Source organism: Pseudomonas sp. IT-P2 (assembly GCF_949767575.1).
Classification (GTDB): Bacteria; Pseudomonadota; Gammaproteobacteria; order Pseudomonadales; family Pseudomonadaceae; genus Aquipseudomonas; species Aquipseudomonas pharyngis.
Genome location: NZ_CATKQA010000044.1, coordinates 99,877 through 124,406 on the forward strand (window position 1 = coordinate 99,877; position 24,530 = coordinate 124,406).

The 24,530-nt window shown below is 62.7% G+C and carries 22 protein-coding genes; 6 read left to right on the plus strand and 16 right to left on the minus strand.

Translation table 11 applies throughout. The annotated features are described in order from the left end of the window. Nucleotides 1-127: 127 nt before the first annotated feature. Nucleotides 128-1,189, minus strand: a complete 1,062-nt coding sequence (locus ACM6JM_RS19815; protein ID WP_011336406.1) for a phosphorylcholine phosphatase — start codon at nucleotides 1,187-1,189, stop codon at nucleotides 128-130. A gap of 241 nt (nucleotides 1,190-1,430) precedes the next feature. Between ACM6JM_RS19815 and ACM6JM_RS19820 the strand changes: the two genes are divergently transcribed. Further along, nucleotides 1,431-2,819 carry an L-cystine transporter gene (locus tag ACM6JM_RS19820; RefSeq protein ID WP_039767903.1) on the plus strand — a complete coding sequence of 463 codons (1,389 nt, stop codon included), beginning with the start codon at nucleotides 1,431-1,433 and terminating at the stop codon, nucleotides 2,817-2,819. A gap of 93 nt (nucleotides 2,820-2,912) precedes the next feature. Here ACM6JM_RS19820 and ACM6JM_RS19825 read toward each other — a convergent pair whose 3' ends face one another. After that, nucleotides 2,913-3,425, minus strand: a complete 513-nt coding sequence (locus ACM6JM_RS19825; RefSeq protein ID WP_414882382.1) for a dihydrofolate reductase — start codon at nucleotides 3,423-3,425, stop codon at nucleotides 2,913-2,915. A gap of 85 nt (nucleotides 3,426-3,510) precedes the next feature. On the opposite strand from ACM6JM_RS19825, the gene ACM6JM_RS19830 reads away from it, so the two are divergent. After that, the gene (locus ACM6JM_RS19830) at nucleotides 3,511-4,884 is read left to right on the plus strand and encodes a DUF2868 domain-containing protein (RefSeq protein WP_414882383.1); all 1,374 of its coding nucleotides are present in this window, start codon (nucleotides 3,511-3,513) and stop codon (nucleotides 4,882-4,884) included. Continuing rightward, the gene (locus ACM6JM_RS19835; RefSeq protein WP_414882384.1) at nucleotides 4,877-6,262 is read left to right on the plus strand and encodes a GTPase/DUF3482 domain-containing protein; all 1,386 of its coding nucleotides are present in this window, start codon (nucleotides 4,877-4,879) and stop codon (nucleotides 6,260-6,262) included. The genes ACM6JM_RS19830 and ACM6JM_RS19835 overlap by 8 nt, the downstream gene beginning before the upstream one ends. Here the strand turns inward: ACM6JM_RS19835 and ACM6JM_RS19840 are convergent. The 8 genes from ACM6JM_RS19840 to ACM6JM_RS19875 all read right to left on the minus strand — a co-directional run bounded on the left by ACM6JM_RS19840 (nucleotide 6,259) and on the right by ACM6JM_RS19875 (nucleotide 15,919). Beyond that, nucleotides 6,259-6,684: a hypothetical protein gene (locus ACM6JM_RS19840; protein ID WP_039767899.1), complete on the minus strand. Its 426-nt coding sequence runs from the start codon at nucleotides 6,682-6,684 to the stop codon at nucleotides 6,259-6,261. The genes ACM6JM_RS19835 and ACM6JM_RS19840 overlap by 4 nt on opposite strands. An 86-nt stretch (nucleotides 6,685-6,770) precedes the next feature. After that, nucleotides 6,771-7,337 carry a phosphonate degradation HD-domain oxygenase gene (locus tag ACM6JM_RS19845; protein WP_414882385.1) on the minus strand — a complete coding sequence of 189 codons (567 nt, stop codon included), beginning with the start codon at nucleotides 7,335-7,337 and terminating at the stop codon, nucleotides 6,771-6,773. Beyond that, complete coding sequence (locus ACM6JM_RS19850; RefSeq protein ID WP_414882386.1) at nucleotides 7,331-8,470, minus strand: TIGR03364 family FAD-dependent oxidoreductase; 1,140 nt, start codon at nucleotides 8,468-8,470, stop codon at nucleotides 7,331-7,333. The genes ACM6JM_RS19845 and ACM6JM_RS19850 overlap by 7 nt, the downstream gene beginning before the upstream one ends. Nucleotides 8,471-8,622: 152 nt before the next feature. After that, on the minus strand, nucleotides 8,623-9,648 hold the full coding sequence (locus tag ACM6JM_RS19855) for a putative 2-aminoethylphosphonate ABC transporter substrate-binding protein (RefSeq protein ID WP_074690117.1): 1,026 nt from the start codon (nucleotides 9,646-9,648) through the stop codon (nucleotides 8,623-8,625). Between the two features lie 47 nt (nucleotides 9,649-9,695). Continuing rightward, on the minus strand, nucleotides 9,696-11,420 hold the full coding sequence (locus tag ACM6JM_RS19860; RefSeq protein ID WP_414882387.1) for a putative 2-aminoethylphosphonate ABC transporter permease subunit: 1,725 nt from the start codon (nucleotides 11,418-11,420) through the stop codon (nucleotides 9,696-9,698). Beyond that, nucleotides 11,420-12,496: a putative 2-aminoethylphosphonate ABC transporter ATP-binding protein gene (locus tag ACM6JM_RS19865; protein ID WP_007953451.1), complete on the minus strand. Its 1,077-nt coding sequence runs from the start codon at nucleotides 12,494-12,496 to the stop codon at nucleotides 11,420-11,422. The genes ACM6JM_RS19860 and ACM6JM_RS19865 overlap by 1 nt, the downstream gene beginning before the upstream one ends. 233 nt (nucleotides 12,497-12,729) lie before the next feature. Then, complete coding sequence (locus tag ACM6JM_RS19870) at nucleotides 12,730-13,593, minus strand: LysR family transcriptional regulator (protein ID WP_414882388.1); 864 nt, start codon at nucleotides 13,591-13,593, stop codon at nucleotides 12,730-12,732. A gap of 16 nt (nucleotides 13,594-13,609) precedes the next feature. Then, the gene (locus tag ACM6JM_RS19875; protein ID WP_414882389.1) at nucleotides 13,610-15,919 is read right to left on the minus strand and encodes a heavy metal translocating P-type ATPase; all 2,310 of its coding nucleotides are present in this window, start codon (nucleotides 15,917-15,919) and stop codon (nucleotides 13,610-13,612) included. Between the two features lie 84 nt (nucleotides 15,920-16,003). Here ACM6JM_RS19875 and cadR point away from each other — a divergent pair, with 84 nt between their 5' ends. Further along, nucleotides 16,004-16,453, plus strand: coding sequence for a Cd(II)/Pb(II)-responsive transcriptional regulator (gene cadR, locus ACM6JM_RS19880; protein WP_007953454.1), 450 nt, complete (start codon nucleotides 16,004-16,006; stop codon nucleotides 16,451-16,453). Nucleotides 16,454-16,572: 119 nt separating this feature from the next. Here the strand turns inward: cadR and ACM6JM_RS19885 are convergent, their stop codons facing one another. The 3 genes from ACM6JM_RS19885 to ACM6JM_RS19895 all read right to left on the minus strand — a co-directional run bounded on the left by ACM6JM_RS19885 (nucleotide 16,573) and on the right by ACM6JM_RS19895 (nucleotide 19,289). Continuing rightward, the gene (locus tag ACM6JM_RS19885) at nucleotides 16,573-17,544 is read right to left on the minus strand and encodes a thymidylate synthase (RefSeq protein WP_011336420.1); all 972 of its coding nucleotides are present in this window, start codon (nucleotides 17,542-17,544) and stop codon (nucleotides 16,573-16,575) included. A 50-nt stretch (nucleotides 17,545-17,594) separates the two neighbouring features. Beyond that, nucleotides 17,595-18,410: a prolipoprotein diacylglyceryl transferase gene (gene lgt / locus ACM6JM_RS19890; RefSeq protein ID WP_039767887.1), complete on the minus strand. Its 816-nt coding sequence runs from the start codon at nucleotides 18,408-18,410 to the stop codon at nucleotides 17,595-17,597. 96 nt (nucleotides 18,411-18,506) lie between these two features. Continuing rightward, a complete protein-coding gene (locus ACM6JM_RS19895; RefSeq protein ID WP_085612006.1) occupies nucleotides 18,507-19,289 on the minus strand; it encodes a sulfite exporter TauE/SafE family protein in 783 nt (260 codons plus the stop codon). Nucleotides 19,290-19,420: 131 nt separating this feature from the next. Here ACM6JM_RS19895 and ACM6JM_RS19900 point away from each other — a divergent pair, with 131 nt between their 5' ends. Then, on the plus strand, nucleotides 19,421-20,167 hold the full coding sequence (locus tag ACM6JM_RS19900) for an NRDE family protein (RefSeq protein ID WP_414882390.1): 747 nt from the start codon (nucleotides 19,421-19,423) through the stop codon (nucleotides 20,165-20,167). A gap of 225 nt (nucleotides 20,168-20,392) precedes the next feature. Here the strand turns inward: ACM6JM_RS19900 and ptsP are convergent, their stop codons facing one another. Both ptsP and ACM6JM_RS19910 read right to left on the minus strand, forming a co-directional pair. Next, on the minus strand, nucleotides 20,393-22,669 hold the full coding sequence (gene ptsP / locus ACM6JM_RS19905) for a phosphoenolpyruvate--protein phosphotransferase (RefSeq protein ID WP_414882391.1): 2,277 nt from the start codon (nucleotides 22,667-22,669) through the stop codon (nucleotides 20,393-20,395). A 22-nt stretch (nucleotides 22,670-22,691) separates the two neighbouring features. After that, the gene (locus ACM6JM_RS19910; RefSeq protein WP_003229203.1) at nucleotides 22,692-23,171 is read right to left on the minus strand and encodes an RNA pyrophosphohydrolase; all 480 of its coding nucleotides are present in this window, start codon (nucleotides 23,169-23,171) and stop codon (nucleotides 22,692-22,694) included. A 143-nt stretch (nucleotides 23,172-23,314) separates the two neighbouring features. On the opposite strand from ACM6JM_RS19910, the gene ACM6JM_RS19915 reads away from it, so the two are divergent. Then, complete coding sequence (locus ACM6JM_RS19915; protein WP_039767882.1) at nucleotides 23,315-23,971, plus strand: HAD family hydrolase; 657 nt, start codon at nucleotides 23,315-23,317, stop codon at nucleotides 23,969-23,971. 104 nt (nucleotides 23,972-24,075) lie between these two features. Here ACM6JM_RS19915 and ACM6JM_RS19920 read toward each other — a convergent pair whose 3' ends face one another. Next, complete coding sequence (locus ACM6JM_RS19920; protein ID WP_039767881.1) at nucleotides 24,076-24,489, minus strand: DUF2269 family protein; 414 nt, start codon at nucleotides 24,487-24,489, stop codon at nucleotides 24,076-24,078. Nucleotides 24,490-24,530 lie beyond the last annotated feature (41 nt).

The following is a 24,530-nucleotide window of genomic DNA, read 5'->3' on the forward strand; positions in this document are numbered from 1 at the left end:
ACGCTCCCGCGTGGGAATGCCTCAAGGGACGCTCTGCGTCCAGTGACGCGGAGCGTCACGGGCTGCATTCCCACGCGGAGCGTGGGAACGATCATCGCGCTCTGCTCGAGAGCGATCACCGTAGCAATTACTGGATTTCTTCCGGCTTCACGATCACCCAGTTCTTGTCCGCCGTCACCGGCAAACCTTCTTTCGCCTGGGCCGCCGCATGCTTGGCCATCATGCCCTGAATCTGGGTCATGTATTTGTCCTTGCGGTTGACCCACAGGTGAATGCCGCCCTTGGCCACGTCCACATCGTGGAACAGCATGTAGCCGTCGCTGGTCGGGGTGTCGCCACCCACCAGTACCGGTTTTTTCCATTCGTCGATGTAGGTCAGGATCGCCGCGTGCTTGCCGGCCATCCAGGTCGCCGGGGTCCACAGGTATGGGGTCAGTTCGAGGCCGAGGTTGGCTTTCTCGTCATACTTGCCGGCGGTGATCTGCTTGCGCGCGGTGGTCAGCTCGCCGGTCTCGCGGTTCTTCAGCAACGTGGTCACGCCGATCACATTCTGCGGTTTGACGTTGTAGCCATACTTCGGATCGGCCGCGACCATCCGCACCAGTTCTTCGGAGGCGGCGGTCATCACGTAGACCTCGATGCCGTTCTCCATCAGCTTGTTGTACAGCTCTTTCTGGCCAGTGAAGATCTTCGGCGGATTCACATCCAGATTCTTGACCACGTCACCTTCGTAATAGGTCGCCGGCACCGGTTTGCCCGAGGCCATCAGCTCATCGACGTAGCCCTTGAGTTCCTTGAGGGTGAAGCCGGAAAACACCTGAGCCACCCATGGATAGCAGACCATGTCGTCGACTTCGCAGAGGCGGTAGTAATAGCTGAACAGGCTTTCCTTGTGGTCGGCGGTGTCCTTGAACGGCATCAGTTTCAGGGAAGGGTCGAGCTTGTCGCGGGTGATCAGGCCCTTGTTTTCCATGAACGGCAGCAACGACTCTTCGAGGTCGTAGCGGTAACTGGTGTTGTCCATGTCGAACACCGCGTAGTTACCCTTGTTGGCGTTGGCAGCGATCATTGCGTCCAATGCCTTGGCCTGATCCGCCGGCCAGTGTTTCAGGTCGGTGGCGAATGCCTGAGTGGCCAGGCCCATCCCCACAGTCAGTGCGACAGCCAGAAATTTCGGTGTGAACTTCATTGGCGCTTTCTCCCTGGGTCAAAGAAATCGACGCTAACAAATATGTGTGACAGTCCTCGTCTGTCAGCGACCGTCCACGTCCGTTTCGCGCCAGCTGCATCCCCGAGAGCGACACCCGCTTATTCCAAAAACGACGGACGACCTCTGATTTCGGTATTAAATCATTGCAAATCAAACTGTTAGGCTTGCCGGTTCGCAGCAGCCCCGGAAGGCTGTTGGCACAGTCTTTTCTGGAGTCCTCATGAATCTGCCCCTGATTCTCAACCTGCTGGTGTTCCTCGCCCTGCTCTTCGGCCTGGCGCAAACCCGCCACACTTCGTGGAGCCTGGCGAAAAAAGTCCTGCTCGCGCTGGTGCTGGGCGTGGCATTCGGTGTCGCGCTGCACACGATTTACGGTGCCGGCAACCCGGTACTGAAAGCCTCGATCGGCTGGTTCGATCTGGTCGGCAACGGTTACGTGCAACTGCTGCAAATGATCGTGATCCCGCTGGTATTCGCCTCGATCCTCAGCGCCGTGGCCCGTCTGCACAACGCTTCTTCGCTGGGCAAGATCAGCTTCCTGACCATCGGCACGCTGCTGTTCACCACCGCGATTGCGGCGGTGATCGGCATCGGCCTGACCAACCTGTTCGGCCTGACCGCCGAAGGCCTGGTCGCCGGCACGCAGGAAATGGCCCGTCTGCAAACCATTCAGACCGACTACGCCGGCAAGGTCGCCGACCTGAATGTGCCGCAACTGCTGTTGTCGTTCATCCCGCAGAACCCGTTCGCCGACCTGGCGCGGGCCAAACCGACCTCGATCATCAGCGTGGTGATCTTCGCCGCGTTCCTGGGGGTTGCCGCGCTGCAACTGCTCAAGGATGACGTCGAGAAAGGTCAGAAAGTGATCAACGCCATCGACACCCTGCAAGCCTGGGTGATGCGTCTGGTGCGTCTGGTGATGAAGCTGACCCCGTACGGCGTGCTGGCGCTGATGACCAAAGTGGTGGCCGGTTCCAACCTGCAGGACATCATCAAGCTCGGCAGTTTCGTGGTGGTGTCGTACCTCGGCCTGGGCCTGATGTTCGTGGTGCATGGCTTGCTGGTATCGGCCGCCGGGATCAATCCGCTGCGTTTCTTCCGCAAGATCTGGCCGGTGCTGACCTTCGCGTTCACCAGCCGCTCCAGTGCGGCGAGCATCCCGCTGAGCATCGAAGCGCAGACCCGTCGTCTGGGCATTCCGCAATCGGTGGCAAGCTTCGCCGCATCGTTCGGTGCGACCATCGGCCAGAACGGCTGCGCCGGTCTGTACCCGGCGATGTTGGCGGTGATGGTTGCGCCAACCGTCGGCATCAACCCCCTGGATCCGCTGTGGATCGCGACGCTGGTGGCGATCGTGACCTTAAGTTCGGCCGGTGTGGCGGGCGTGGGTGGAGGTGCGACCTTCGCCGCGCTGATCGTGCTGCCGGCCATGGGCTTGCCGGTTTCGCTGGTGGCGTTGCTGATTTCGGTCGAGCCGCTGATCGACATGGGCCGTACGGCGCTGAACGTGAGTGGTTCGATCACGGCCGGTGCGATTACCAGCCAGGTGATGCAGCAGACCGACAAGGCCCTGCTGGATGCCGATGAGCATGCGGAGCTAGCGAGCTAGCAAGCTGCAAGCTGCAAGCTGCAAGCTGCAAGCTGCAAGCTGCAAGAAGAGCATTCCAGCTTTTACTTGCGGCTTGCAGCTCGAAGCTTGTAGCTATCTTCTTTCCCAGACTTCGAAATTGTAAGCCGGTTTGTCGCCTTCAGCCGGATTCGGCACGTTCGACACCAGCTTCCACTGGTTCAGATCGAACTCCGGAAACCACGCATCCCCTTCCGGGCTCAGTGCCACGCGAGTCAGATACAAACGATCCGCCTGCGCCAGCCCCTGCGCATACAATTGCGCCCCGCCAATCAGCATCAATTCGTCGACGCCCTGCTCTTTCGCCCACGCTTCGGCGCGAACCACGGCCGCTTCCAGCGACGGATAGACTTCCGCGCCTTCCAGCACCAGACCGGTCTGGCGGCTGACCACGATATTCAAACGCCCCGGCAACGGACGACCCAGCGAGTCCCAGGTCTTGCGGCCCATGATGATCGGCTTGCCGAGCGTCGTGGCCTTGAAGTATTTGAAGTCCCCCGGCAGGTGCCAGGGCATGCTGTTGTCGACGCCGATCACACGGTTTTCACCGAGGGCTGCGATCAGGCTGAGGGGGAGTGATTTAGTCATGCCGGCGAGGATACCAGAGCCGCCCTTACCCCGATAAGCGCCACAGCGGTTATGCTCACGGCTCAATCAAGCAACGGGATGCCGCGTGACTGAACTGACTTCACTGCAAAACCTCTGGCTCACCGAAACCGTGCGCCTGCGCGAAGAACACGCAGGCCCGCTGGACGATCTGGAAGCCAATCGCCTGGCCCGCGCGGCCGGCGGCGATCTGCCGGGACGCATTCAGCGCCGCGCCCTGTGGCTGGCCGAGCGCGACGGCCTGACCGCCGCGCTCAAGCACTGGCTGCAAGGCGCGCGTCTGGCGCTGGTGCTGCTGGCGATCTTCGCGGTACTGAGCGGCGCAGGGCTGGCCTTCGCCGCACTGGGCCAGACGCCGGTCAATGTGTTCTGGGCCCTGGGCAGTCTGCTCGGGCTGAACCTGATTCTGCTGTTGAGCTGGGCGCTGGGGCTGATCTTCGCTGGCGAACATGGCGCCACCCTCGGCCGCTTGTGGCTGTGGCTCAGTGAAAAACTCGCCCGCGACGCCAAGGCGGCGCAACTGGCGCCGGCTCTGCTGCTGATGCTGCAACGCAAGAAGCTCAATCGCTGGGCACTCGGTACGCTGGTCAATGGCCTGTGGTTGCTGGCGATGGTCAGCGCGCTGTTTTTGCTGCTGACGCTGATGGCGACCCGGCGCTACGGCTTCGTCTGGGAAACCACGATTCTCAGTGCCGACACATTCATCAACATGACCCAGTCCCTCGGCGCATTGCCGGCGCTGCTGGGCTTTAACGTGCCCACAGTCGAAATGATCCGCGCCAGCGGCGACACCGCGCTGAACATCGAAAGCGCCCGTCAGGCCTGGGCGACCTGGCTGGTCGGCGTGCTGGTGGTGTACGGCGTGTTGCCGCGCCTGCTGTTGGCGCTGTTTTGCTTCTGGCGCTGGAACAGCGGCAAGGCTGCGTTGCGCCTGGACCTGAACCTGCCCGGTTACGCCCAGTTGCGCGAACGCCTGATGCCGACCAGCGAACGCCTCGGCATCACCGACCCGGAGCCTGCGCAATTGCACCGCGTCGAAAGCACCGTGGGCGAACACGCCAGCGATGGCGCGTTGCTGGTGGCAATCGAACTCGACGATCAACACTCATGGCCGCCGACGCTGCCGAAAAACGTCAGCAACGCCGGCATCCTCGACAGTCGGGAATCGCGCAACAAACTGCTCGAACAGCTCAGCCGCTTCCCGCCGGCGCGCCTGGCGATTGCCTGCGACCCACGGCGTTCGCCGGATCGCGGCAGCCTGGCGCTGATTGCCGAGCTGGCGCGCAACGCCGCCGCAACCCGTGTCTGGCTGTTGCAAGCGCCGCAAGGACAAGCGCTGGACGCCGAACGCCTCGGTGACTGGCACGTGGCATTGCATCAGCTGGAACTGCCGTTCGCCGATTGCGCCCCGTTGAACTGGCTGGAGCACGGACATGACTGATGCCTGGAAAGCGCCGCTGAAACTGGCAGTGGTCGGCCACACCAACGTCGGCAAGACTTCGCTGTTGCGCACCCTGACCCGCGACGTCGGCTTCGGCGAAGTCTCTCATCGCCCGAGCACCACGCGGCATGTCGAAGGCGCGCGGTTGTCGGTGGATGGCGAGCCGTTGCTCGACCTCTACGACACACCCGGTCTGGAAGATGCCATCGCCCTGCTGGATTTTCTCGAGCGTCTGGAACGCCCCGGCGAACGCCTCGACGGCCCGGCACGGCTGGCGCGGTTTCTCGACGGCAGCGAGGCGCGCCAGCGTTTCGAACAGGAAGCCAAAGTCCTGCGGCAACTGCTTGATTCCGACGCCGGCCTGTATGTGATCGATGCACGCGAACCGGTGCTGGCCAAGTACCGCGACGAACTGGAAGTGCTGGCCAGTTGCGGCAAACCGTTGCTGCCGGTGCTGAATTTCGTCAGCAGCGCCAACCACCGCGAGCCGGACTGGCGCGAAGCACTGGCGCGTCTGGGACTGCACGCGCTGGTGCGTTTCGACAGCGTCGCCCCGCCGGAAGATGGCGAGCGGCGGCTGTATGAAAGCCTCGCACTGTTGCTGGAAAACGCCCGCCCACAACTGGAACGGCTGATCGCCGATCAACAGGCCCAGCGCCTCGCCCGCGAGCAAAGCGCCGCGCGCTTGATCGCCGAACTGTTGATCGACTGCGCCGCGTGCCGACGCAGTGTGGCGAGCAACGCTGAACAGGAACAACAGGCCATCAGCGAACTGCGCAAAGCCGTGCGCCAACGCGAACAACGCTGCGTCGAAGCGCTGCTCAAGCTCTACGCTTTCCGCCCGCAGGACGCCGCCGCCAGTGATCTGCCGCTGCTCGACGGGCGTTGGGGCGATGACCTGTTCAACCCGGAAACCCTTAAGCAGCTTGGCGTGCGAGTCGGCGGCGGGATTGCCGCGGGTGCAGCCGCCGGTGCGGGTGTGGACTTGCTGGTCGGCGGCATCACCCTCGGGGCAGCAGCCCTGGCCGGCGCGATTGCCGGCGGTGCCCTGCAAACTGCCCGCAGCTACGGCAACCGCCTGCTGGGCAAGATCAAAGGGCAGCGAGAGCTGACGGTCGACGACAACGTTTTGCGCCTGCTGGCCCTGCGTCAGCGGCAACTGCTGCAAGCGCTGAACGCCCGTGGCCATGCGGCGCTGGACAGCATTCAGGTGGCCGCGCCGCAGGACAAGACCTGGCGCGAAGGCAAGCTGCCGGAGGCCCTGAACATCGCCCGGGCCCACCCGCAATGGTCATCGCTCAATCCGCATTCGAAGCTGAATCAGGCTCAGCGTCAGGAACAGATCGATGAGCTGGTGAGCAAAGTGCTCGAACTCTAGAACCAGCCGAGCTTGAGGAACGGTTTGACCAGCGCCGTCACCCGGCTGCGATCGGTGCGATTGGCGCGCCCGTCGTTGTCGACGTCCGAACACAGGACAACCTCGAAACCGCCATCGTTATCCAGGTCGTGGACGGCGGCCTTGTAAGCGATGGTTTCGCCCTTATGAAAGTGCAGCCTCACTGATTCCGGCGTTCCATCGCGGCCGGGGTTCAGAGCGAAGATCCGCAGATGCCGCGTGTCCTCATCGGCCGCGTTGAACCAGGCACATTTCAGATAGGTTCGGGTGAAGCTGCGCAGTTGCGCGACTTCACGGGCAGAGGCTTCGCGCCAATCCTGTTCGCTGTCATGAAAGCGCAACTGGACAGTGTCCCCTGCGCCGCTGCCGGATCGATCCCGGGCAATCACTTTCAAAAAACGCATCCGTGCGCTCCTTCGGCAAAAAGACCAGTCTGGGCCGAAGGGGCAATACCTGCCATGCACCGTTTCCCGGTTTGGCGTAAGAAGGTTCAGCGCGTCTCGCCGGACAGCACGGTGAAGGCCTTGTGCTTCAGCTCCGCAAGATCCATCACCGGCACGGCCATTTCCTTCGCCAACTCATCCCACTGGCGCATCCGCAGACTGACGGCGCACAACGGATCCTGCTCGAACGCATCGGCTTCAGCCTCGGTCATCACACCGCCCTGATAGTCCAGGGTGCGGCGGCTGGCTTCGCTCAAGCGCTCGTAATAACCCGACTCCCTGAGCGTCAGATAGCGCTTGGCCTGGACGTGATATTCCACCAGCCGCGCCATGCGTTCGCTGAAGCCGGCCTCACGCAAGTAATCCGCGCCGAGGCGTTCGTGGCTGACCACGCCGTAACCGCCCATGTTCTCTGCGCCTACGGCACACAAATGACCGATGTCGTGGAAGAATGCGGCGAGCACCACTTCGTCGTCGAAGCCTTCGGCGATGGCCAGTTGCGCTGCCTGGGACATGTGCTCGATCTGCGACACCGGTTCGCCGATGTAGTCGCTGGCGCCGAAGCGCTCATAGAGGCCGAACACCCGGTCGATGACTTGTTCGTGACTCAACATCCGTTCTCTCCAAAAAGCTGTGCCACATTGCGCTCGGCCATGGCCGGGCCGACGCTCATGCCGACGCCGCTGTGCATCAGCGCAACACTCAGCCCCGGCGCCGGACGCAGGAATGAAAACGGCCCCGGCCCCCGGGCACCATAGACACCCTGCCAGCGCTCGACCACTTGCACCTTGCAACCGAGGGTGTGCTCGGCCAGTTCGAGCATCCAGTCATCGACCTGCTCGGCGTTGAACGGCGATGGATCGCTGCCGTAATGGTGAGAATCGCCAATGATCAGTTCGCCATACGGCGTCGGGCTGATCAGCAGGTGAATGCCGTTTTCCTGCAAGTGCGGTTGCTCGCGCAGGATCTGCGCCTGCACCGCCGCCGCTTCCGGCAAGTCAGCGAAAGCGCCGTAATGCACGCAACTGAGGCCGGTGAGCAAGGCGTGTTGCAAGTTCAGGTCGATCTGCGGCCGGACGCGGAGCATTTGCAGGCGGCAGATTTGCGGGTCGAGGGCGGCAATCGGCCCGGCCAGCAAGGTCTGATAGTCGTGGCCGGAGCAGACGATGATCTGTTCGGCGGAGAAGATCCCGGCGGTGCTGTGCAGGCGCCCAGGCTCGACGTCGCGCACCAGCGTCGAGAAGTGAAACTCGACGTCGAGTTCGCGACGCAGGTATTCGATCAGCGCCGGAATCGCTTCCCGGGAATACAGCTGTTGATCGTCCATCCCGTGCAGCGCGGCGCGGTGATGGCTGAACTGGCCGCCGTACAGATCGCGCAGCGCGGCACCGCGCAGCAGTTCGACGCGGTAGTCGTGCTCCACGGCGCGCCCGGCGCAGAAGGTTTCGAGCAAGTGCTCTTCGGCCTCGGTGCGGGCGAACAGGTACGAGCCGTTGCGCTTGAGTTGCAGGCCGGCGAGCTGCGCCCACTGGCCCCAGATGTCGCGGGTGGCCTTGGCCAGTTCGAGCATCGGACCCGGTGGCTGGCCGGTGACCAGTGCCTGGCCGAAGTTGCGCACCGACGCGCCGAGTGGCGTGGCAGTGCGTTCGAAAACCGTGACCTTGAGACCGCGCCGGGCGGCGGCCCAGGCGTGGGACAGGCCCAGGATGCCGGCGCCGACGATCAGCAAGTCTTTGTGTTGTGTCATGTAGCTACCTCAATGATCGTTCCCACGCTCTGCGTGGGAATGAATACCGTGACGCTCTGCGTCACAGAGGACGCAGAGCGTCCTTGGCTGCATTCCCACGCGGAGCGTGGGAACGATCAAAGCTCCGTCAGGGAACGATCGGGTAAGAAGATTTACTTGGCAGCGACTTTCTCGGACTTGCCGTCATAACGCTTGCGCCATTCGGTCAGGATCTCGTCGCGGTTCTTCGAGGCCCAGGCGAAGTCGTTCTTGATCAGGCGCTGCTCGTAGTCGGCCGGCAGCTCCGTCTGTGGCTTGGCGATGCCCGGCTGGGCGAGGACGGCGAAGTTTTCCTTGTACAGGTCCATCGCCGGGGCGCTGGCGGAGAAGTCGGCCAGTTTCTTCGCAGCTTCCTCATGCGGCGTGCCTTTGATCACGGCAGTCGCTTCGATCTCCCAGCCCAGGCCTTCCTTCGGCAGGATGATGTCCAACGGTGCACCTTGGCGCTTCAGCTGAACGGCCGGGTATTCGAAGGAAATCCCGATCGGGAATTCGCCCGCCGCCGCCAGTTTGCAAGGCTTGGAACCGGAGTGAACGTACTGGCCGATGTTCTGGTGCAGACCGTCCATGTAAGCCCAGCCCTGTTTCTCGCCGAAGGTTTGCAGCCAGGCGCTGACGTCGAGAAAACCAGTGCCGGACGAGGCCGGGTTCGGCATCACGATCTTGCCTTTGTACTCCGGCTTGGTCAGATCCTGCCAGCTCACCGGTTTGGTCAGGCCCTGTTTTTCGGCCTCGACGGTGTTGAAGCAAATGGTTGCGGCCCAGACGTCCATGCCGACCCAGGCTGGCGGGTTGGCGGCGTCGCGGTAGTTCGCGCCGATCTTGCCCAGATCCTTCGGTGCATAGCTTTGCAGCATGCCTTGCTGATCGAGGATCGCCAGACTCGACGCCGCCAGGCCCCACACTGCGTCAGCCTGCGGGCGATCCTTTTCGGCCAGCAGTTTGGCGGTGATGATCCCGGTGGAATCGCGCACCCACTTGATCTCGACGTCCGGGTTGGCCTTTTCGAAGGCCTCTTTGTAGGACTTCAACTGCTCGGCTTCGAGGGCGGTGTACACCGTCAACTCGGTTTTTGCCGCGAAGGCATTCAGGCTGAAAGCAGCGAGCACAGCAGCGGCCAGGGCCATAGGCTTGAACATGATCGTTTTCCTGTAGGTGAGTTGAGGCAATAGGGATAAGTCGTAGATCAGTGACCGGGCGCCGTTTGCCGCCAGGCCTGGGAACGGCGCAGCAAGCCGCGCGAAGCCCACGCCAGCAGCAAGGACACGCCCGCCGAGGTGAACAGAATCAGGGTCGACATCGCCGCCGCGCCGCCGACGTTGCCGGCGTCATCCATGTTCAATACCGCTACCGCCGCGAGGATGGTGTCGGGGCTGTAGAGGAAGATCGCGGCGGACACGGTGGTCATGGCCGAGACGAACAGGTAGCGCACGATGTCCAGCAGCGCCGGCAGGCAGATCGGCACGGTGACCCGCAGGTAATGCCGGTACAGCGGCGCCTTGAGCGACAGCGCGGCGGCTTCGAATTCGGCGTCGAGCTGACGCAGCGCGGTGGTGGCGGTCATCTGCGCAGTGGTCAAATAGTGAGCAATGGTGCAGACGATCAGCAGGGTCATGGTTCCGTACAACACGTGCAGCGGGTTGCCGGTCAGGTTGAAGAAGAAGACGTAACCCAGACCGAGCACCAGCCCCGGCACCGCCATCGGTACGAAACTGAGCATGCGCAGTGTCAGATTCAGCCCGCGCTGGCTGCGGGTCTTTTCCATCAGATAGGCGCCGGTGAAGATCAGCATGCTGCCGATCAACGCCGTGCCCAGCGCCATCTTCAAACTGTTGCCGTAGGCCAGCCAGCCACCGCCAGCGGTCTCGTTGAACTGATAGTGGTTGAGCGACAGCGACAGGTTGTACGGCCAGAACTTCACCAGCGACGAGAACACCGCCATGCCGAATACCAGCAGCAACGCGGCGCTGATCAGCAGGACCAGGCTGAGATAAAAGGCATCGCGCTTCTTCGACGGTGCCGGTTTGAACACCTGGGCGCGGCCGCTCATGGAATCACCGTGACGCCGACGCAGCCAGGCATCGACGCCGAAGCTGAACAGTGCCGGCAGCAACAGAACCATGCCGATCAGCGCACCGCGCCCGAATTGCTGCTGGCCGACCACCGCTTTGTAGGCTTCCAGCGCCAGCACTTGATAGTCGCCACCGACCACCACCGGCACACCGAAATCGGTGATGGTCAGGGTGAACACCAGACAGAACGCGGCGAACACAGCCTGGCGGGTCGCGGGCCAGGTGATGCTGCGGAAGGCTTTCGCCGGACTGGCGCCCATGCTCGACGCAGCGTCGAACAATCGCGCATCCGCCAGCGACAGGGCTGACAGCAAAATCATCAAGGCGTGTGGGAAGGTGTAGATCACCTCGCCCAGAACAATCCCCCAGAAACCGTAGATGTTGTCCGACAGCAGTCCGCGCAACAGGCCCTGATTGCCGAACAGATAGACCAGCGCGATCCCCGGCAACATCGAAGGTGCCATCAGCGGCAGCAGCGAAATCCCGCGCCAGATGCCTTTTGCCGGAATCATCGTGCGCTGCAAGGCGTAGGCAAACAGGTAGGCCAGCGGTACGACGATCGCCGCGACGCTGAGGGAAACCTTCAGGCTGTTGCCGAGCAGCCAGTGGAAATTGTCGCTGGTCACCAGTTCCTTCGCAGCGAGCCAGCCACCGCCCTGCCCGGCTTCGCTGCTGAAGCCGCGCCAGAAGATCGCCAGCAATGGCAACAGCACCGCCACACCGAGCAGCACCAACAGCAGGAGTTTGCCGCCGAGGACGAAGATCCGGTCGCCGACCTCGGCCCCGGACACCTGCCGCGCCTGCTTTTGCGGTAGCGGCAGTGCGAGGTTGCTGTTCATCAGGCAAACACCTGCAGGCTGCGTGGCGGCAAGGCGACCATGATCTGCTGGGCGCCGAGGCGTGGCATGGCTTCTGGTGCCAGTTCGGCGAGCAAGGCGTGACCGGGAAGTTGATCGAGCTCGAAGCTCATGCGGCAGCGGTTGCCGAGGAAGGTGATCTCGCGGACCTTGGCCGGGAACAGGTTTTCTTCGTGCACCAACGGATTGACGTTGATCGCTTCCGGACGGCAGAACAACCGGCCCGATGGGCTGTGGACGCTGCCGTCGGCCAGGCGCAGGTTCATCCCGCCGACCTTGGCGTGGCTGTCGCTGCTGCGCTGGAACGGCAGCCAGTTGCCCTGGCCGACGAACTCGGCCACGAACGGCGTGGCCGGGCGGTTGTAGATTTCCTGCGGGGTGGCGTACTGCTCGACCTTGCCGTTGTTCATCACGGCGATGCGGTCGGCCATCAGCATGGCTTCGTCCTGATTGTGGGTGACCATCAGGGTGGTGATGCCGAGGTTGCGTTGCAGCTGGCGCAGCTCGGTGCACAGATGCTCGCGGACCCGGGCGTCGAGGGCCGACATCGGTTCGTCGAGCAACAGCAACGACGGCGCGGGAGCCAGGGCGCGGGCCAGTGCCACCCGTTGCTGCTGGCCACCGGACAATTGGCCCGGGTACTTTTTCTCACTGCCGGTGAGGCCGACCAGTTCCAGCATCTGGCCGACGCGACGGCGCACTTCATCGCGACCGCTGCCGGCGAGGCCGTAGGCAATGTTCGCTTCGACGGTCAGATTGGGGAACAGCGCGTAGGACTGGAACAGGATGCCGTAATCCCGAGCCTGCGGCGCGAGGTGGGAAACGTCGCGCTCGCCGAGGTACAACTCGCCGCTGTCCTGCTTCTCCAGACCGGCGATGCAACGCAGCAACGTGGTCTTGCCACAGCCCGACGGGCCGAGCAGGCACACCAGCTCACCGGCCGCGACATCGAGGGAGACGTTATCCAGCGCCGTGAAAGCGCCGAAGCGCTTCTGCACGCCGCGCACTTTCATCGGTGCGCCGGGGTTGGTCAGGGCAGTTGCGATTGCAGGGTTCATGGACAGGCCTCATCAAGCAGATGAGACGAATCCTAGAGTTGTAATGCGTCGGTCATATGGCAACAAGGCAAAATCGACCGATAGTGGTATTCAGGGATTTTGGTTCACCGCGGATCGCGGATCGTTCCCACGCTCTGCGTGGGAATGCAGCCCGGGACGCTCCGCGTCCCAAGAGCGGACGCAGAGCGTCCAATGAGGCATTCCCACGCAGAGCGTGGGAACGATCATTACGATCAAGCCGGGGACATTTCCTGCGCCAGCCCGAGAAACGCCGCCGGCAACCGGGCGTTCTTGCGTTCCTTGAGGCAGTAGAGGTATTCGGGAATCTGCGGCGCATTTTCGAGGGTCAGCACCCGCAACTGCGGATCGTGCGGCACTTCCTGGCGGGCGATGATGCTGATGCCGATGTTGCGCAGCACCGCTTCGCGGATCGACTCGCGGCTGCCGATCTCCAGCAGCGGGCCGAAACTGACGCCGGCACTGGCCAGCAATTCTTCGGTCAGGCGACGGGTGGTCGAGCCCGGCTCACGCATCAACAGGGTATGCCCGGCCAGCGCGCTCAGCGCCACATGGTCGTGCGCCGCCAGCGGATGATTGCGATGCACCGCCAGCACCAGCGGATCGCTGCCGAGCACCCGGCGGATCAGCCGCGCATCGTCGAGCAACTGCGAGGATGCCGCGACATCCACCCGGTAATCCTCCAGCGCTTCGAGCACCTGCTGCGAGTTGCCGATTTCCACCGACACTTCCACCTGCGGCAGGCGCTCGCGGAAGGTCTTCACCAGATCGAGGATGTAATACGGCGCGGTGGCGGCGATGCGCAGCGTGCCCTGGACCTGGCCGCTGTTGCGCAGGAAGAATTCGATATCGGCTTCCTGCTGCAACAGCGCCTTGACCATCGGCAACAGCCGCGCGCCTTCGTCGCTGACGCTCAGACGCCGGCCGCCACGGTAGAACAGCTCAACCGAATACTGGCTTTCCAGATTGCGGATCTGCGTGGTCACGGTCGGTTGACTGAGGCCGAGCTTTTTCGCCGCCAGCGTGATGCTGCCCAAACGGGCCACCATGTAAAACGCTTTCAGCTCGGCACTCAGCACAACCGCCCCTCTTCCTCTATTTGCGCAACAGGCGCAAACCGTTGAACACCACCAGCAGGCTCACGCCCATGTCGGCAAACACCGCCATCCACATGGTGGCGAGCCCGGCGAAGGTTACCCCAAGAAAGATCGCCTTGATCACCAGCGCCAGCGCGATGTTCTGTTTGAGGATAGCGGCGGTATGGCGCGACAGGCTGATGAACGCCGGAATCTTGCGCAGATCGTCGTCCATCAGGGCGACATCGGCGGTTTCGATCGCCGTGTCGGTGCCTGCCGCCGCCATCGCAAAACCGATCTCCGCCCGCGCCAGTGCAGGCGCGTCGTTGATACCGTCGCCGACCATGCCGACCCGATGGCCCTGCGCGTACAGGTCTTCGATGGCTTGCAGTTTATCGGTGGGCAGCAAGTCGCCCTTGGCCTGATCGATCCCGACCTGCGCCGCAATCGCCTGGGCGGTGTGGACGTTGTCGCCGGTGAGCATCAGGGTTTTCACGCCCAGTTCGTGCAATTGGCGGATCGCCTCGCGGCTGGTTTCCTTGACCGTATCCGCCACGGCGAACAGCGCCAGCGGGCCGGAGCGGTCGAGCAGCAGCACCACGGACTTGCCCTGTTTCTCCAGCGCGAACAGTTTTTCTTCCAGTTGCGGCGAGCACAGGCCCAGCTCTTCGACCAGACGGTGGTTGCCCAAATGGTAGACCTGACCGTTGACCTCGCCTTTTACCCCACGGCCGGCCAGCGCTTCGAAGTTATCCACAACCCGCGCCGCCAAACCTTTATCCACAGCAGCGTTGGCGATGGCCAGCGACACCGGGTGATCGGAGCGCCCGGCCAGCGCGGCGGCAATGGCCGGGGCCGTGGCGTCGGCGGTCGGGTCGAGGGACAGGTAATCGGTCTGCACCGGTTTGCCGTGGGTGAGGGTGCCGGTCTTGTCGAGGGCCAGATAGTCGAGTTTGAAACCGCCCTCCAGGTACACGCCGCCCTTGACCAGAATGCCTTTGCGCGCCGCTGCGGCGAGGCCACTGACGATGGTCACCGGGGTGGAAATAACAAGCGCACACGGGCAAGCGACCACCAGCAGCACCAGCGCGCGGTAGATCCAGTCGAACCACGCGGCGCCCATGAACAGCGGCGGGATGATCGCCACGGCCAGGGCCAGGACGAAGACCACCGGGGTGTAGATTTTCGAGAACTGATCGACGAAGCGCTGAGTCGGCGCCCGTGCACCTTGCGCCTGTTCCACGGCGTGGATGATTCGCGCCAGGGTGGAATTGTTCGCCGCAGCGGTCACCGCATATTCCAGCGAACCGGCCTGGTTGATGGTGCCGGCGAACACCTTGTCGCCAACGGTTTTTTCCACCGGCAGGCTTTCACCGGTGATCGGCGCCTGATCAATGGTCGAACTGCCGCTGACGACTTCACCGTCCAGCGCGATACGCTCACCGGGCTTGACCCGCACGCGGGCGCCGAGATCGATACTTTTGACGTCCAGTTCGACCCAGTTGCCGTCAGCCTGCAACACCGTCGCCTGCTCCGGAGTCATCTGCATCAGGCCGCTGATGGCGTTGCGCGCGCGATCCAGCGAGCGCGCTTCGATCAGCTCGGCCACGGTGAACAGGAACATCACCATCGCCGCTTCCGGCCACTGGCCGATCAACACGGCGCCGGTCACGGCGATGCTCATCAGCGCATTGATGTTGAGGTTGCGGTTCTTCAGGGCGATCCAGCCCTTTTTGTAGGTGGTGAGGCCGCCGCTGAGGATCGAGATCAACGCGATGATCGCCACCACCCAGGTCGGCGCGGCGCTGGTGAAGTGGATAACTTCAGCAGCCAGCGCACCGACGCCGGACAGCGCCAGTGGCCACCAATGTTTTTTCACCGGCGCTGCAACCGGCGATTCAACGCCCGCCTCCAGCGGCTCGGCCTGCATACCGAGGGATTTGATCGCGTCGATGATTGGCGCGGTGTCCGGCAGATTGTGGGTCACGCCGAGCACGCGATTGATCAGGTTGAATTCCAGCTGCTGGATCCCGGCCAGTTTGCCGAGCTTGTTCTGGATCAGCGTCTGTTCGGTCGGGCAGTCCATCGCTTCGATGCGGAAGCTGCTCAGCCGGGCGTCGGCGCTTTTTGCCTCGCTCAGTTGAACAAGCGAAGGTGCGGCGACTTTCGACGAACAGCACGAGTCTTCACTCGAATGAACCGGCGCAGGCGTAACGGTTTTCGACCCGCAGCAGGAATCGCCGGCGTGGGCATGTTTATGCACAGGCTGCAGTTTGTGACTGTGATCGTGCCCGTCGCCGGGCTTGTGGGTGTGCAGGGAATCGCTCATTGGTCGCGTCCATGAAGGTGCCTGTTGCCAAGTAAAGACCCTGTAGCCACTATAGGGTCAAGCACCCTTTTGGAGATTGCCGTCATGAAGATCGGAGAACTGGCGAAACAGACCGATTGCGCCGTGGAAACCATCCGCTACTACGAGCGTGAAAACCTGCTGCCGGAACCGGCCCGCAGCGACGGCAACTACCGCGTCTACACCCAGGCGCATGCCGAGCGCCTGACCTTCATCCGCAACTGCCGCACACTCGACATGACCCTCGAAGAAATCCGCAGCCTGCTCGCCCTGCGCGACAGCCCGCAGGATCAGTGCGAAAGCGTGAATGCGCTGATCGACGAACACATCCAGCACGTCAAGGCGCGGATCGACGGGCTACTGGCGTTGCAGACGCAACTGCTCGACCTGCGCCAGCGTTGTGGCGAAGGGCCGGAGGCGGATCAGTGCGGGATCCTGCAGCGGCTGGAAGTGAGTGGCGGGGTTGTGGCGGCGGAGGTTGAGCATTCGCATGTGGGCCGCAGCCACGGCCACTAACGATTGACGCTCGTTCCCATGCTCCGCGTGGGCATGCCGCCATGGACGCTCCGCGTCCAAAGTGACGCGGAGCGTCACGGGATTCATTCCCACGCAGAGCGTGGGAACGATCCTGCCGACTAGACCGCCATCGGCGCGGTCATCGGCGCATGGTGCTCGTAGCCTTCCAGCGAAAAATCACTCGGTTCAACCAGCTCCAGCCACTCCGGCTGATAAACACCGGTCTTGGCAAACTCCGGCACGCGATCCGAAATCTTCAGTTTCGGCATGGCGAACGGCTCGCGCTTGAGCTGTTCGTTGAGCATGTCCAGGTGGTTTTCGTAGACGTGGGCGTCACCGATGAAATAGGTGAACCAGCGCGGCGTGTAGCCGGTCAGGCGACCGATCAGGCTCAGCAGCGCGGCGCCTTCGGTGAGGTTGAACGGCGTGCCCAGGCCCAGGTCGTTGGAGCGGATGTAGAGGGTCAGGGAGATTTCCTTGGTCTCGACATTCGGGTGGAACTGGTACAGCAGATGGCACGGCGGCAGGGCCATTTCATCGAGCTGGGCGCAGTTCCAGCCGTGGAACAGGATGCGCCGGCTGCCCGGATCCTTGATGATCGTGTCGACGCACTGGCGCACCTGATCGATGGCCTTGTACAGCACCACGTAGGCCTGGCCGTCTTCTTCGCCCTGGGCAATCTGCTTGTAGCCGTTGCTCAGGGTTTGTTCGATGGCGGCGGTGTTGCTCAGCGGGATCTGCTTGTACGCCGGCCATTTGCGCCATTGCACGCCGTAGATTTCGCCGAGGTCGTCTTCGCCCTGACGGAACGGATTGGCCAGCCACTGAGCGTTTTCGTTGGCGTTCTGATCCCAGACCTTGCAGCCCAGCGCACGGAATTCGGCGGCGTTGTTCACGCCACGCAGAAAGCCGCACATCTCGCCGATGGCCGATTTGAAGGCCATCTTGCGGGTGGTGATCGCCGGGAAACCTTCCTGCAGATCGAAGCGCAGCATGGCGCCCGGAAAGCTGATGGTGTTCACGCCGGTACGGTTGGCCTGTTTGGTGCCGTTGTTGATGACGTGCGACACCAGATCGAGATATTGCTTCATGAGTTACCTGTGTCCTTGAGCCCCGGCAGACATCGCCGGGGTTCGAATATTTAAGCTGTCGGTGCAACCGGCGCCGCCGGGGCGCGGTGGTAGGCCAGCCAGATCAGGAACAGCCCGCCGATGATCATCGGTACGCAGAGTACCTGACCCATGGTCAGCCAGTTCCAGGCCAGATAGCCCAGTTGCGCGTCCGGCACGCGGACGAATTCGACGATGAAACGGAAGATGCCATAAAACAGCGCGAACATGCCCGAGACCGCCATGGTCGGCCGTGGCTTGCGCGAGAACAGCCAGAGGATCAGGAACAGCGCCACGCCTTCGAGCGCGAACTGATACAGCTGCGACGGGTGACGAGGCAGTTGCGCCGGGTCGCTGAACGGCGGGAACACCATGGCCCACGGCACGTCGGTGGCCTTGCCCCACAACTCGGCGTTGATGAAGTTGCCGATACGCCCGGCGCCCAGGCCGATCGGCACCATCGGCGCGACGAAGTCCATCAGCTGGAAGAACGACTTGCCGTTACGCTTGCCGAACCACAGTGCGGCCAGCATCACGCCGATGAAACCGCCGTGGAACGACATGCCGCCCTTCCACACTTCGAAAATCAGTGTCGGGTTGGCCAGGTAAGCGCTCAGGTCATAGAACAGCACATAACCCAGACGCCCGCCGACAATCACCCCCATCGACAGCCAGAACACCAGGTCGGACAGTTTTTCCTTGGTCCAGGTCGGGTCGAAACGGTTGAGCCGGCGCGATGCCAGCAGCCACGCGCCGCCGATGCCGACCAGGTACATCAGGCCGTACCAGTGGATTTTCAGCGGACCGATGGCCAAAGCCACCGGATCGATCTGCGGGTAAGGCAGCATTGCGACTCCTCGTTAGCGTTCAAATCTTCAAAAATTCCCGGGCGACGCTGTCACCTCAGGATTAAGCCAGGATTGCGACCTGCCAAAACAGACGGCTCAGAACAGAAAGCTCAGGCCCACGCAAAACAGCAAAGCCGCGAACAGCCGTTTCAGCAACTTCGGCGACAACCTGTGCGCCAGCCGCGCGCCGAGACGGGCGAACACCATGCTGGTCAGGGCAATGCCCAAAAGCGCCGGCAAATACACAAAACCGAGACTATGGGCCGGCAGCAACGGATCATGCCAGCCCAGAATCATGAAACTTATGGCACTGGCGACGGCGATCGGCAGGCCACAGGCCGACGAGGTCGCCACCGCCTGCTGCATCGGCACGCTGCGCCAGGTCAGGAACGGCACGGTCAGCGAACCGCCGCCAATCCCGAAAATCGCCGATGCCCAGCCGATCACACTGCCGGCCACGGTCAGACCGAGTTTGCCCGGCACCGTTCGGCTGGCCTTGGGTTTGACGTCCAGCGCCAGCTGCGCGGCGATTATCAGGGCGAACACACCGATGATCTTTTGCAGGTTCGGACCGGATATCGCTTCGGCGGTCAATGCACCGAAACCGGCGCCGAGCAGAATGCCCACGGTCATCCAGCGGAAGATCGGCCAGCGCACCGCACCGCGCCGGTGATGCTCACGCACGGCGTTGACCGAAGTGAAGATGATCGTCGCCAGGGACGTGCCGACCGCCAGATGGGTCAGGATCGACGGATCGAAGCCCTGCAAGGTGAAACTGAACACCAGCACCGGGACGATGATGATCCCGCCGCCCACCCCGAACAGCCCGGCCAGTACGCCCGCACAGGCGCCCAGCGCCAGATAGAGCAGAAATTCCATGACTGCCTCCCAAGGCGCGTCCCCAAAACCGGAGCGGCATGGTAACGGATGGATACCCTTCGGCTCCACTGGCGATGGATGCACGGACGATGTCTGCGTAGAGTGGGCAAAAAACACACAAGGACCACCTTATGTGCCTGATCGTTTTCGCCTGGCGGCCGGGGCATGCCCAGCCGCTGATCGTCGCGGCCAACCGTGACGAGTTCTACGCCCGGCCCAGCCTGCCGCTGGCGCAGTGGCCCGAGTCGCCGCACGTTCACGCCGGTCGCGATCTTGAGGCTGGGGGAACCTGGCTCGGTCTGGGCGCCAACGGTCGTTTTGCGGCGCTGACCAATATTCGTGATCCGCATCAGCCGCCGGCCCGACGCTCTCGGGGCGAGTTGGTGGCGGGTTTTCTGACCGGAAACCTGTCGATCGATGACTATTTGTCCGACGTTGTCACCCGTTCGCCGGACTATGCCGGCTTCAACCTGCTGCTGGGCAATGCCAACGAGCTGTGGCACTTCAATGCGCGGTCTTCGGAACCGGTGATGTTGCAGCCCGGCGTCTATGGCCTGTCCAACGCCGGGCTGGATACGCCGTGGCCGAAACTGCTCAAGGCCAAGGCGGCATTGAGTGCGGTGCTGGATGATCCGCAGCCCGAGCGGCTGCTGGCCTTATTGAGCGATGCCCAGACCGCGCCGTTTGCCGAGCTGCCGGACACCGGCGTGGGCCTGGCGACCGAGTCGTTGTTGTCGAGTGTGTTTATTGCCAGCCAGAGCTATGGGACTCGGGCGAGTACGGCGTTGATTGTGCAGGCGGATGGGACGCGGCGGATGGTGGAGCGGAGTTTCGGGCCGTATGGCGGGCACTTGGGGGAAGTTGAGATTTACCTTTAAAAGCAAGCCCTCATCGGAACGCCGCCCACCCAGCCCTCTCCCGGAGGGAGAGGGGGCCGACCGAGGTGTCTTGAGCTAGACATCGACCTGAAAAACCTGTGTCGATTATGGATTCACTACAGCAACTCCAGGTCGACGGATCTCTGCAGCAACCCCCAATCAGTCCCCTCTCCCTCCGGGAGAGGGTTAGGGTGAGGGTAAGCTTTTGATCTCAGGCTTTTGACTTCAGACCTTGGCCGCCGCCGGATTGACCATCTTCGCCAACCCAAGATTCTTCAGCGCCAGTTGCAGCGAGCTGTGGATGACCTGCGGGTTGTCGATGGTCATCAGTTCCGCCAGCAGGTCCTTGGCCTTGCTCAGGTTGATCTGACGCAGCATCCACTTCACCTTCGGCAGGTTGGTGGCGTTCATCGACAGGCTGTCGAAACCCATCGCCATCAACAGCACCGCGGCCGCCGGGTCACCGGCCATCTCGCCGCAGATGCTCACCGGCTTGCCTTCGGCATGGGCGTCGCGCACCACGGTTTGCAGGGCTTGCAGCACCGCCGGGTGCAGGTAGTCGTAGAGATCGGCCACCCGCGGGTTGTTGCGGTCCACCGCCAGCAGGTACTGGGTCAGGTCGTTGGAGCCGACCGACAGGAAGTCCACCATCCGCGCCAGCTCTTTGGTCTGGTAGACCGCCGCAGGAATTTCGATCATCACGCCCACCGGCGGCATCGGCACGTCGGTGCCTTCGTCGCGCACTTCGCCCCAGGCCCGGTGGATCAGGTGCAGCGCCTCTTCGAGTTCGTGGATGCCGGAGATCATCGGCAGCAGGATCCGCAAGTTGTTCAGGCCTTCGCTGGCCTTGAGCATCGCACGGGTCTGCACCAGGAAGATTTCCGGGTGGTCGAGGGTGACGCGAATGCCGCGCCAGCCGAGGAACGGGTTGTCTTCCTTGATCGGGAAGTACGACAGCGACTTGTCACCGCCGATGTCCAGGCTGCGCATGGTCACCGGTTGCGGGTGGAATGCAGCGAGCTGCTCGCGGTAAATCGCCAGTTGTTCCTTCTCGCTCGGGAAGCGCTGGTTGATCATGAACGGCACTTCGGTGCGGTACAGACCGACGCCTTCGGCGCCGCGCTTCTGCGCTCGCGCCACGTCCGCCAGCAGGCCGGTGTTGACCCACAGTGGCATGCGGTGGCCGTCCAGGGTCACACACGGCAGGTCGCGCAGGGTATCGAGCCCCAGCGCCAGTTGCTTCTCTTCCTCCACCACCTCGGTGAACTGCTTGCGCAGCACTTCGCTGGGGTTGGTGTAGACCTCGCCCCGTGTGCCGTCGACGATCATTTCGATGCCGTCAACCTTGGCGTACGGCAGATCGACCAGACCCATTACTGTCGGGATGCCCATGGCCCGGGCCAGGATCGCGACGTGGGAGTTGCCCGAACCGAGTACCGACACCAGACCGACCAGCGTGCCTTCCGGCACCTCGCCGAGCATCGCCGGCGTCAGTTCTTCGCTGACCAGAATGGTTTTTTCCGGGTAGACCAGGTTCTGCTGACGCTCTTCCTGCAAATAGGCGAGCAGCCGGCGGCCCAGGTCCTTGACGTCCGACGCCCGCTCCCGCAGGTACTCGTCGTCCATCAGATCGAAACGGTTGACGTGATCGGTCACGACCTGGCGCAGTGCGCCCTGGGCCCACTGCCCGGTCTTGATCACGTTGGTGATTTCGCTGCCCAGCGAGGCATCGTCGAGCATCATCAGGTAGACGTCGAACAGCGCGCGCTCTTCCGGCCGCAGCTGGGTCGCCAGTTTGGCCGACAACGCACGCATGTCGGCGCGCACGCCTTCGATGGCGGTCTTGAACAGCGCCAGTTCCGCGTCGATGTCGGTGATGGTCTTGTCCGGCACCACGTCCAGATCCGCCGGTGGCAGCATGACCACCGCGGTACCGACCGCTGCGCCCGGCGAACCCGGGACGCCGACGAACTTGGCTTCCTGGATGCCCTTGCCCTGACGGCCCAGACCACGGATCGAGCCGGTGGCCTCGGCGTGGGCGATTACGCCGGCGAGCTGCGCGCTCATGGTCACGAGGAAGGCTTCTTCACCCTCATCGAACTGGCGGCGTTCTTTCTGCTGGATGACCAACACGCCGACGACGCGGCGGTGGTGAATGATCGGCGCCCCGAGAAACGAGGCGTAGCGCTCCTCGCCGGTCTCGGCAAAGTAGCGGTAGCGCGGGTGATCCGCGGCGTTTTCGAGGTTCAGGGGTTCTTCACGCGTGCCGACCAGGCCGACCAGACCCTCGTTGGGTGCCATGCTGACCTTGCCGATCGAGCGCTTGTTCAAGCCCTCGGTGGCCATCAGCACGAAGCGATTGGTCTCTGGATCAAGCAGGTAGACCGAGCAGACCTGGCTGCCCATGGCCTCTTTGACGCGCAACACAATAATCCCCAACGCCGCCTTGAGATCCTTGGCGGAGTTAACTTCCTGGACGATCTTGCGCAGCGTATTGAGCATGGCTCGGGGTCGAACTCCGTCGTCAGTCGCGCGCTAAAAGGCGCGGGGCAAGCTCTTTGAGAGCGCGGCGATACACTTCGCGCTTGAATGTCACCACCTGGCCCAACGGATACCAATAACTGACCCAGCGCCAGCCATCGAACTCCGGTTTACCGGTCAAATCCATCCGCACCCGCTGCTCGTTGGAGATCAGGCGCAGGAGAAACCATTTCTGTTTCTGGCCGATGCACAGCGGTTGGCTGTGGGTTCGCACCAGACGTTGCGGCAAACGATAGCGCAACCAGCCCCGGGTGCAGGCCAGTATTTCAACATCTTCGCGTTCCAGGCCAACTTCTTCGTTCAGCTCGCGGTACAAGGCGTCTTCGGGCGTCTCCTCGGGGTTGATTCCCCCTTGCGGAAACTGCCAGGCATCCTGATTGATACGGCGAGCCCATAGCACCTGGCCGGCGTCATTCGTCAGAATGATCCCGACATTAGGGCGGAAACCATCGGGGTCGATCACGGCAACAACCTCGCAAACGCATGTCGCCGCATTGTTCCACAAAGGTTGTGAAGGCGGCAACGAAGGTTCCGAGCTTATGTGCACTCTTGTGAAAAGACCGTATTCTTGTGGCCTTTTTACTGACTTTTCAGCGGGTAACTGCAATGCGCCTGGCTTTATTCGATTTGGACAACACCCTTCTGGGCGGCGACAGCGATCACGCTTGGGGCGATTATCTGTGCGAACGCGGCTTCCTCGACCCGATCGCCTACAAGGCGCGCAACGACGAGTTCTATCAGGATTACCTGGCCGGCAAACTGGATAACGCCGCTTACCTGAACTTCTGCCTGGAAATCCTCGGCCGTACCGAGATGGCCGTGCTTGAGCAATGGCACAGCGATTACATGCGCGACTGCATCGAGCCGATCGTCCTGCCCAAGGCGCTCGATCTGCTGAAAAAGCACCGCGATGCCGGCGACAAACTGGTGATCATCACCGCCACCAACCGCTTCGTCACCGCGCCGATCGCCGTGCGCCTGGGCGTCGAAACCCTGATCGCCACCGAGTGCGAGATGCAGGACGGTCGCTACACCGGACGCAGCACCGACGTGCCGTGCTTCCGCGAAGGCAAGGTGACGCGCCTGAACCGCTGGCTGGAAGAAACCGGATATTCGCTGGAAGGCAGCTACTTCTACAGCGACTCGATGAACGACTTGCCGCTGCTGGAGCAGGTGACGAATCCGGTGGCGGTCGACCCTGACCCGAACCTGCTGGCCGAAGCCGAGAAACGTGGCTGGCCCGTCATCAGTCTGCGCGGCTGATATCGCCATCGCTGGCAAGGCCAGCTCCCACAAGGAATTTGTGAACGCATCAGATCAATGTGGGAGCGAGCCTGCTCGCGAACGGGTCGACACGATGCCAAGCCTCAAACCGGCTTGGCCCCCATCAACGCCGCAATGGCCAGAAATCCGACGCCGCTGACAATCGCCAGCGCCAGATTGAATTTCCGGTTGCCGACCCCGCTTGTCCACAGCCGATTAAGCCGAACAAGCAGCCAGACCGCACTGAAGGTGGCCACGGCATAGATCACGCTGGACCCCAGAATCCAGAACTGCCCCAGTGGCCAGCCAACCAGGTGCACCAGCCACCAGCCGGTGAAAGGCATGCTGAGCACGCCGATCAGCATCAGACACCAGACGAACAGCCAGGGTCGCTGCATCGTGCTGGCCGGCCCTTCGCTGCGATTACGCCAGGAAGCAGCGGCGAGCCCCAGCCCGCTCGCCAGGATTACCACGGTCGCCGCGACGTGAAGGACTTTCAGGGTGGTCAGGGTTTCCATGTATTTCTCTTTCCTTGGGCCATACCCATCAGCGTAGCCGT

What these genes read in the sequence shown, in the direction of transcription:
- ACM6JM_RS19895 (WP_085612006.1), bottom strand. Translation starts at nt 19,289, where the DNA reads ATGGAATTTCTGCTCTATCTGGCGCTGGGCGCCTGTGCGGGCGTACTG.
- ACM6JM_RS19875 (WP_414882389.1), bottom strand. Translation starts at nt 15,919, where the DNA reads ATGAGCGATTCCCTGCACACCCACAAGCCCGGCGACGGGCACGATCAC.
- lgt (WP_039767887.1), bottom strand. Translation starts at nt 18,410, where the DNA reads ATGCTGCCTTACCCGCAGATCGATCCGGTGGCTTTGGCCATCGGTCCG.
- ACM6JM_RS19860 (WP_414882387.1), bottom strand. Translation starts at nt 11,420, where the DNA reads ATGAACAGCAACCTCGCACTGCCGCTACCGCAAAAGCAGGCGCGGCAG.
- ACM6JM_RS19915 (WP_039767882.1), top strand. Translation starts at nt 23,315, where the DNA reads ATGCGCCTGGCTTTATTCGATTTGGACAACACCCTTCTGGGCGGCGAC.
- ACM6JM_RS19885 (WP_011336420.1), bottom strand. Translation starts at nt 17,544, where the DNA reads ATGAAGCAATATCTCGATCTGGTGTCGCACGTCATCAACAACGGCACC.
- ACM6JM_RS19815 (WP_011336406.1), bottom strand. Translation starts at nt 1,189, where the DNA reads ATGAAGTTCACACCGAAATTTCTGGCTGTCGCACTGACTGTGGGGATG.
- ACM6JM_RS19835 (WP_414882384.1), top strand. Translation starts at nt 4,877, where the DNA reads ATGACTGATGCCTGGAAAGCGCCGCTGAAACTGGCAGTGGTCGGCCAC.
- ACM6JM_RS19850 (WP_414882386.1), bottom strand. Translation starts at nt 8,470, where the DNA reads ATGACACAACACAAAGACTTGCTGATCGTCGGCGCCGGCATCCTGGGC.
- cadR (WP_007953454.1), top strand. Translation starts at nt 16,004, where the DNA reads ATGAAGATCGGAGAACTGGCGAAACAGACCGATTGCGCCGTGGAAACC.
- ACM6JM_RS19865 (WP_007953451.1), bottom strand. Translation starts at nt 12,496, where the DNA reads ATGAACCCTGCAATCGCAACTGCCCTGACCAACCCCGGCGCACCGATG.
- ACM6JM_RS19820 (WP_039767903.1), top strand. Translation starts at nt 1,431, where the DNA reads ATGAATCTGCCCCTGATTCTCAACCTGCTGGTGTTCCTCGCCCTGCTC.
- ptsP (WP_414882391.1), bottom strand. Translation starts at nt 22,669, where the DNA reads ATGCTCAATACGCTGCGCAAGATCGTCCAGGAAGTTAACTCCGCCAAG.
- ACM6JM_RS19900 (WP_414882390.1), top strand. Translation starts at nt 19,421, where the DNA reads ATGTGCCTGATCGTTTTCGCCTGGCGGCCGGGGCATGCCCAGCCGCTG.
- ACM6JM_RS19920 (WP_039767881.1), bottom strand. Translation starts at nt 24,489, where the DNA reads ATGGAAACCCTGACCACCCTGAAAGTCCTTCACGTCGCGGCGACCGTG.
- ACM6JM_RS19840 (WP_039767899.1), bottom strand. Translation starts at nt 6,684, where the DNA reads ATGCGTTTTTTGAAAGTGATTGCCCGGGATCGATCCGGCAGCGGCGCA.
- ACM6JM_RS19825 (WP_414882382.1), bottom strand. Translation starts at nt 3,425, where the DNA reads ATGACTAAATCACTCCCCCTCAGCCTGATCGCAGCCCTCGGTGAAAAC.
- ACM6JM_RS19855 (WP_074690117.1), bottom strand. Translation starts at nt 9,648, where the DNA reads ATGTTCAAGCCTATGGCCCTGGCCGCTGCTGTGCTCGCTGCTTTCAGC.
- ACM6JM_RS19845 (WP_414882385.1), bottom strand. Translation starts at nt 7,337, where the DNA reads ATGTTGAGTCACGAACAAGTCATCGACCGGGTGTTCGGCCTCTATGAG.